This window comes from Microcystis sp. M53602_WE12 (assembly GCF_030065455.1).
Classification (GTDB): domain Bacteria; phylum Cyanobacteriota; class Cyanobacteriia; order Cyanobacteriales; family Microcystaceae; genus Microcystis; species Microcystis aeruginosa.
In genome coordinates this window covers 1-8,116 of sequence record NZ_JASJFB010000244.1, presented here as the reverse complement: position 1 = coordinate 8,116, position 8,116 = coordinate 1, and the positions used below count along the sequence as shown (strand labels likewise).

Sequence of the window (8,116 nt, the reverse complement as noted above, 5' to 3'; positions counted from 1 at the left end):
CTAAGTAGCTGGTTATAATTAAATTAAAAATGGATTTTAGGTTCGATCCCCCCTGCCCCCCTTGATAAGGGGGGTGCCGATAGGCGGGGGGATCCCCCCTTAATCCCCCCTTGATAAGGGGGGTGTCTGATAATTTTTAACGCCTACCTACTTATCATTGTAGCTATAGTCCCTACTGGCAATGGGTTTTAAGCAATATATTAGTAAAAATCATCAATTGAATGTTAAGAAGTGCGGAAAGTGAGTTCAACAAGGTTTTTAGATTTATTCAGCAAACCCTGACTATCCCCGTACAATTATCAGCATATCGATCATAAACCTTGAGATAGGTTGCACACCATGAGCGAATACCAATATTACGAATTCCAAGCGATCGATCGCCACCTCACCCAAGAGGAAAGAGCTGCCATAGGCGAGCTATCGAGCCGCGTCAAACCGACGGCAACGAGTGCCAGTTTCACCTATAGTTACGGCAATTTTCGGGGGGATCCCAAACAGGTGCTGGCTCGGTATTTCGATATCATGTACTACATCGCCAACTGGGGAACACAGCAATTAATGTTTCGTTTTCCCACATCCCTGATCAACCGAGAGGCAATTGAACTTTACTGTATCGATAATTATATCAGCTTATCTTTTGCGGGAGATTGGGCAATTTTAGATTGGGAATTTAGTCAAGAAGAAGGTTTTAATGACTGGATAGAAGGAGAAGGGATTCTATCGGAATTGATAGGATTACGCCAAGAAATTCTCCAGCAAGACTATCGAGGATTATATTTAGCCTGGCTGAAAGCTATTGACTTATCCGAGGGATATATAGACATCGATAAGACGCAACTAGAACCTCCTCTACCCCCCGGACTAAATCAACTTTCTGAATCTCAAAAGGCTTTTACGGAAATCTTTGAATTGGACGAACACTTATTAAATGTTGCTTGTGCATCCAGTGGTAAACTAACAACTATCTCGGAGCAAACTTGGCAACAAGCTATTACTCAATTATCCGCTTCTGAACGCCAAGATTTCCTATTAAGATTGGCTAAAGGAGAACCTAATTTATCTGCTAAATTCAAACAAAAGCTGTCTCAATTAATCCCTACTTCTCCCCCCTCTAACCAGCCTCGACGCACGGTTCAAGAACTTCTTGAGGCTGCTTCTGAGGAAGAAAAAAAGGCAGAAAAACGGCGACAACAAGAAGCGGAAGCCAAGCGAATTGAGGAACTACAAACTTTAGCTAAACGGGAAGCGCAAGTTTGGCAGCAAGTCGAGTCCCTAATTCAGAAAGCCCAGTCTAAATCCTACTATGAGGCTGTTAAATTGTTGGTCAAATTAAGAGATTTAGCCGAATATCAAAACGGGTTGCCCGTTTTCCAAGAGTGCCTGAACCAGATTTACGAACAGTACAGTAACCGGTCTGGGTTGAAGAGGAGGTTACAGGAAATAGGACTTACCGACAGTAAGTGAATCGCTCTTGAATTTTCTATTTCTTTGTGTTTTCATGCAGCACTAATTAGGGCTTGCTGAATAAATCTAAAAACATTGTTGGATAAGGCTTTTAGACTTTTTTCTCCTCAAAAAGTGCCAACCATTGGAGTGATCGGGGGTAAAATTCAGCTACTTTTTCCCTGAAAATTAGGTAACTGACTGCCTCAAAATCGGTAAAACCCCACACCCCACACCCTGCCCCTAGGAAAAGCTTTTTCAGCAAACCCTATATATTTTTCAGCTTACTAGCCCCCGCCTTTTCTTTCCACCCTTATCCCGAACTGACGTTAGCCTATACTCAACGGATTTAGTATGATACCAAATCTGTTTTTAACAATCTGATTAACTCTCAAGTTATGGATTGTTTCTCCCCGCTCCCCACTATCCTATACTTTTTAAACAGGATTTGGTATCAGATATCTGCCTAATATTATCTCAGGACTAAAAGGTTTTCTGGTGGAGAAATCGACCTAATTGACACTCCCATCGCTAAATATTCCTTGTCTTGCTACTGAGGTGGTGTTTTAGCGATTTCTGCTTGCTGTTTTGGCTTTTCTTTCTCCTGTACAACCTGGCTGAAATACCCTTCCACATCGCGCTGGATAATGTTTTCTACTCGTTGAGCAAAATCGGGATAGACTTCGGCGTGATTTTGGGCATGGCGATAAGAACCACTCAACTGGAGAAATTGCCAGCCCTCAATTTTCATCGCCTCTGCCGTGTTGCGATAGTGGCGATAGCGTTCGCCATAATGAAAGAACTCTTCAACGGCAGCACTGATAGCAACCACCTGACTTAAGCCAAAGGCGAGCCAACCGACTACTACTTGAACGTCATTGGCGTTGATATTAAGACTGACCAAGGCCGGAACAATCACCCCCCCGATAATTGTGAGCAGTCGGAGAAAATAGTATTGGTTGCGGGTTGTCTGGGCCCTGCCTTCTAGCCACAGTAATTGCTCGAGCCAGCGGGCTTTCATAAACTGCTTCTGTAAATCTGGCAAGTCAATCTGCTCGATCAAAGCAGAGATTTCTTGCTGGAACTGCTCACGATAAAGTTTGGACTTTTTTGGCATAATATTTGTACTTTTAATCAGTTAGTAGAAAAAAATTTCGGCTCTGGTTTCTCAAGTTTCCCGATTTCCGATTCCCGCTCCTTGAGCTTTCCAATAATCAAACTTAGTTGTGTCTAGATGCTCGACGATCCCCCCCAATTGACGCACTTGCTTGACCATATCGCCAGTCCCGCCACGTCCATCACCGCCTTTGCCATCCCAGAGGACAATCAACCGCACCCGATCGATTCCGTAGATCAAACTGGAATAGAGAGCCCAACGATTGTTACGCTCAAAGGAATTGCTTCCTTTCGGGACCGGTCCGATTCGTTCCGGTTGTAGGTTGAGCGCGACCTGGGGATGATTCTTAATCCTATAGAAACGCTCTACCCAATCATCGCCGGCAAAGCTGACTGACTCTTCAATAAATTGAGCCGACTCGAAGGGCAGATAGACCTCGACTTTCATCTGGCGCTCTAAACAGGCTTCTAGAAACAGGATATCGCCCCCACAAGCGAGTCCCGGCATGATCGCCAGATCCGTGGTATCAGCTTGCAGCTTATCGAGTACCTCCTTAATTTTTTGTTGCGCCTCGGTTTCCATATCCGAGGGAAACCGAGGCCTCGGGCGGTCTGGCTTGTCAATCATGTGGCCGGAGAAGAGGAAAACTTGCGGAGGTTCCTTCACCGTTGGGGAGGAGATCGCGGCTTCTTGATGTTCTATTCTCTCCAATTCTGCTTCGAGGACATCGAGGCCTGACTTGACATATTCAAGGCGGAAATTCAGGGATTCTAAGAGTTTCAATTGTTCTAGGGTTGAAAGTAAAGCAAATTTATTGTTCCAGAGCCGGTTGAGCGCCCTTTTATAGGCTCTGGCCACCTGTTGCGGGTTGCGGGCGGTACAGATGGCCAGATCGCCGAGGGAGAGGAAGACCCAAACATCGTTGTTATCCTTGAGAGCAGCACTGTCCAAGCTAAATTTAACGGCTCCAGACAGCACCGGCAACTCCTCTTTGATCGCTTTCTCTTCTGGATCGCCGTCCCTACCATGCCTGGCTAAATACTTGAAGACGGCAGATAGAGTCAGGGCGTTGATGCCGGAATAGTAATGATTCTGATCGAGGCGGTAGGCTTGCAGGTAAGTCTCAATCGCTTTTTGTAGTAAGTGGGCCGATTCTTCGGCTGTTTGGAGGCACTCCGCTTCATTGGAGATGCCGACCCATCGCTCCTTCCACATTTCCTTGTAAATGCGAGCTAAGTAGGAAAGGGCATCGATATTGGCCGGTTCATCCCGCAGCAGCGACTCTAACTGTACGACTGCCTCATCATATCGCTTCAGTCGGCTCAGGTGAAAGGCTTCCTCGCGCCGGAATTCGGCATTTTTCGGCTGCAGTGCCAGTCCGTTGCGATATTGCTGGAGCGCAAGTTGATAATTTCCTAGGTTTCTTAAGGCTTTCCCCGCTTCGGCGATCGCCTCGCATTTTATTAGGGGGTTGCTCACTTCTTCGATCAACAGCAAAACGTCACCAATGCGATCTTGGCGTTGGGCGATCACTACCCGTTTCCGCCAATTGTTGTACTCATCCCAGTAGCCAATGGCTAGGGGGGTTTGCAAGGACCGGCGATCGGGTTCTTCCAAGCCGTCGAGTAAATTGAAAATGGGGCTGTGAATGCGATGATGGTCTGATTCCCCGGTAGCGCGAGCCATTTTAGCGATCGCCTGTTTGTCTTTTTCCAGGTATTGGCGATCGGGCTGGCCATTCTCGTCACAATGGTAGGGGAGAGTGCGGACGTTAAAAATATCGAAGGGCAGATAACCTCGGCCCGACTGGATATGAATTAGTCCCCGCTTGCGTAGGGCGTGGCGTACTCCTAACTCATAAAAAACGTTGGCATTATCAATGCTGAGGTCAGCAATTACCAGATCCGCCAGCAATAGTTCCTGAAACATATCGGTGAGGATATCGCCGCTGACGCTTTCTTCATCGGCTCGAAACGGCTCAAATCCAGCTTCGATTAAGGCTGGTTTAATTAAGTCTTGATAGATGCTATTAAAATCTATCCAGCGGTCGTCTGGCCCTTTTTTCTTACCAAAGGGCATGACGACGAAGGCATGGGGCAACCCCTGGGGGCTGGCAGCGGTATCATGCTCTTGTTTCGGTTGGGGAACTAGCTCTAGGTTCGACTCAGAAACTTGTTCGGCGTTGGCGGCAGAATTTTTCTGGTCAATAATTTCTTGACTGGGCATATTAATCTTTCTGACTCAAGCAAGATTGATCATAACTTATTTTAGTGAGATTGAATCCCTAGCCATTTTTTGTTAAAAAAGGGTTCTTCTCAACCTAGTATGTAAAAAGGTAAGAGCCTAAAAAACTAACATAGTTACCAACAGTAACAGTGCCAGATTAGTTGGCCAATAAAGTAGCTTTGGGATTAAGTTATTTTTATAATCAATCCAATCAATTTTGATATTAGAAGCAAAAAGTATGGCATTAATTGCGACTAAAAGAATCATTATATATAGTATAAAGTAGAAATAATCAAGATAAATAATACCTGCCGTGATAATTTTTTGTCTGAGATTAATCTGATCGATAATGACAATGAAAAGAAAAGCCCCACAAGCGGAAACGATCTCTAAAGCGGTAAAATCTTGATTTTCACCGCTCTCTTTATGTTTGATGATCAGTATTTGAATACAAAAAAGCAGTAATAGGACAACAATAATTATCATCATATTACTAATCAGTACATTGATAAAATTTCGTTGGAGAACAACCGTAAAATAGAGTTCGGGAAAATTGTCCTGGCCGATATAGCTGTTAAGTCCAAAATTGGTATTATAGTTATTGAGTTTGTACTGGAAAAAACTACTCTTAATATCCCAACCAGGTAAAACAAAATCCTCTGCTAAACCGGGTAGGGAAGTAGGAACCATCAAATCGTAGGCATCAAAATCTGGGGTGAGGATGATATTTTTGTAGAAGTCTTTAGGCCAGAGGCGAATCCAGACATCTTTAACATCAAAGGGATATTTAGAATAATCAAAGTTTTCTCGGAGTTTAGCTTCAAAATACCAGACGATCACTTCAAAATTTTGGTCTTGATGACGATGAATCTCGGTTACATTGGGATCAACTGCTTCGGGAAGAATAAAACCCCGACTGACGTTTTGAGGGATATTCTTATCATACTTTTGCCAAATATAGCCCGTGATAAACACATCATTAGCATCTTCAAATTCTAGAGACTGCACAAAAACTCCTGTGGGAATATAGAGGGGGGAGTCTTTAGGGTTTTCGGATTTACGAGATTGCAAAAATTTATTTAAACCCGCTTTTTTCAGAAGCACTATATTGTTTTTCTGTTCGATTTTATGTTCAGAGATTTGGAGATACCAGATAGATCCGATTCCCGCCAGCAAGACAACAGAAGTGGAAGAAGAGACAGCCTAAAGACTGCGAACACTGCCTTTATAAGCGCGAAAGATTAGGATAAATAGAAAAAAGAAAAAGCTAATTATCTGTAGATTAATCAGCAGCAGTTTGTGATGTAAGCTCTTGGTATTTAATAAAATTTCATCTTGAATGAAGACAGCACTTAATGTCCAACTTGTAGTAGGAATAGGTTCAAAAAATATCCAGCTAGATTGTCCCGTTAAGGGATTTTGAAAATCCATTTCAATCTTAGAGCCTTTGAGAGCTTTTTGGGCTGGAACTCGCAATTTTTCGGGTTTATATGCTTGAGAAATTATTTGAAAGATGGTTTTTTGCTCTTTAACCCAATCTTCTCTATGACTATAGATAAAAGTTCCTTTTTTAGATAGGATAAATCCGTAGCCAGTCTTACCTAGTTTGAGGGAGTTCATTAAGTTTTTTAACCCATCTAGAGAATAGTTGGCGAAGACCACCCCAGAAGGAATATTTTTTTTGGTTTTCGGATTAAGGCGATAAAAAGGAGTGCTAAATTCTGCGAGTAAAGTGTTAGTTGCCGCTCCAAAATGAGGTTCTAACCAAACTGAACCGGAGGCTAAGGGATGGATATACCAATCACCCTTTCCGGGTTGAGTATAATCGTAAAAAGATTCCAGTTGCAGTAATTGCAGTTTACCCTGTTTTCTGGTGTAGTAGGGAGCATAGAGACGTATCTGAGATTTGTAAGTATAGGAAGCATAAGCCGCACCGACACCGAACCAATTGGGATTTTGTTCTATCGTGCTTTTTAATCGCTCAAGCAACTGTCGATCTTTAAGTTTATCCTTACTGATATCGTGGGCGATAGAATTGGCACTATCCTGGAGTTTACGAAGCTAGTTATCGATTTCTTTAGCGGCGCGGATAGCTTCTTGTCGAGCATTATTTTTCGCTGTTTCTCTGGTTTGATTTTTCTCCCGCCAGTAAGCATAAATGGTGAAGGTGGCCGACAAGAAACTGATAACGCAGAGAGATAGGGACAGTCTAAAGATTCGTTGTTGCCAAGGATTGGTTTGAGTTTGCATTTTTAGTAGCGTTTGTAACAAATTATGAAATTGTATCTTAGGATACGAAATATTGGCGGGGTGGTGTAATAGATTCTTAGGGTAACTGATTCTAAGGATCAAGAACAAATAAGACTTTAAGGTTCAGGCTTAGATATCGAACTGACCTAGTTTTTTAGAGTGTGTTTCAGTCTCACTTCTGAAACTCAAGTCTGAATAGGTTGCTGCCCAACCTTAACCCTTGGGATTCAGCTGGTTCAGAACTTCTCAAAAGCCATCAACAAACTTCTTAAGTCTTTTGGTCAGTCTACTAAAGGAAGATGATAAACAATGAGTGATGCCGATCAAGGAAAATCGTTAAACAGCAAAGAAAAAGTCCGTGAATTTCCATTAGCTTCAGTCTTACAAGCAGACATACCTCCTAGATGGAAGCCGTTAGGTATTGCCCGTTTAATTGTCTTGTTAGTTATTTTTGTAATCGGGATAACTTACCTGGCTTTTCCCGCTGCTGCTACAGCACAACCTAAGCCGATTTTAGTTTCTCTGGTTTCCTCTTCAGGTAAAGCGGCGCTCTTAAATCCCACATTTGATAAGAAAAAAGTCTCCCTGGGAATTACACCCACAGGTTGGAGCAATGGTGATGACCCTAGTATTGATCTGAATCCTCCAATTAGATACCAGCAAATTCTCAGTGAAATGGCATTAGCTGGTTTTCAAGGTTCGCAAATGTCAGGTAAATTTCCCCAAGAAATCTCAGAATTAAAAAGTGAGTTAGCCCTTCGCAATTTGACGATTTCTGAACCTTGGGTAGGAACCAAATTCACGGAGGGGAAAGAATCTGAAACCTTGCAGGAATTCAACAAACAAATGGATTTCATGAAGCAAATCGGCGGTACACAGATTGTGGTTGCTGAATTGGGCTATGCCGTTCACCAAGATAAGAGCAAAAATCCTTTAAAAGGGTTCTTCGTTACTTGGTATGGTTCGATAGGGGGGCATAAATCGACTAAATCCTTATCTGGCAAGAGACTTAATTGATTAGTTCGCTCTAGAGCAAAAACAATTGACAAAAATCGCTAAATGCTTTTCTATATAAGGGTT

General features: G+C 42.9%; 7 protein-coding genes. 2 read left to right on the top strand and 5 right to left on the bottom strand.

Translation table 11 applies throughout. The features are described 5' to 3' along the window. Positions 1 to 339 precede the first annotated feature (339 nt). On the top strand, positions 340 to 1,464 hold the full coding sequence (locus PX482_RS08955) for a hypothetical protein (protein WP_002762496.1): 1,125 nt from the start codon (positions 340 to 342) through the stop codon (positions 1,462 to 1,464). A gap of 529 nt (positions 1,465 to 1,993) precedes the next feature. On the opposite strand, the gene PX482_RS08950 is transcribed toward PX482_RS08955, so the two are convergent. From PX482_RS08950 to PX482_RS08930, 5 genes are all read right to left on the bottom strand, one after another. After that, on the bottom strand, positions 1,994 to 2,560 hold the full coding sequence (locus tag PX482_RS08950; protein WP_002734536.1) for a DUF4231 domain-containing protein: 567 nt from the start codon (positions 2,558 to 2,560) through the stop codon (positions 1,994 to 1,996). Between the two features lie 51 nt (positions 2,561 to 2,611). After that, on the bottom strand, positions 2,612 to 4,786 hold the full coding sequence (locus PX482_RS08945; protein WP_288096326.1) for a TRAFs-binding domain-containing protein: 2,175 nt from the start codon (positions 4,784 to 4,786) through the stop codon (positions 2,612 to 2,614). A gap of 117 nt (positions 4,787 to 4,903) precedes the next feature. Next, on the bottom strand, positions 4,904 to 5,890 hold the full coding sequence (locus PX482_RS08940) for a ligand-gated ion channel (protein ID WP_155120456.1): 987 nt from the start codon (positions 5,888 to 5,890) through the stop codon (positions 4,904 to 4,906). A 99-nt stretch (positions 5,891 to 5,989) separates the two neighbouring features. Continuing rightward, on the bottom strand, positions 5,990 to 6,775 hold the full coding sequence (locus PX482_RS08935; RefSeq protein ID WP_502846655.1) for a PDC sensor domain-containing protein: 786 nt from the start codon (positions 6,773 to 6,775) through the stop codon (positions 5,990 to 5,992). Between the two features lie 72 nt (positions 6,776 to 6,847). Continuing rightward, the gene (locus tag PX482_RS08930) at positions 6,848 to 7,036 is read right to left on the bottom strand and encodes a hypothetical protein (protein ID WP_288096322.1); all 189 of its coding nucleotides are present in this window, start codon (positions 7,034 to 7,036) and stop codon (positions 6,848 to 6,850) included. A gap of 309 nt (positions 7,037 to 7,345) precedes the next feature. On the opposite strand from PX482_RS08930, the gene PX482_RS08925 reads away from it, so the two are divergent. Beyond that, a complete protein-coding gene (locus tag PX482_RS08925; RefSeq protein WP_002762501.1) occupies positions 7,346 to 8,053 on the top strand; it encodes a hypothetical protein in 708 nt (235 codons plus the stop codon). Positions 8,054 to 8,116 lie beyond the last annotated feature (63 nt).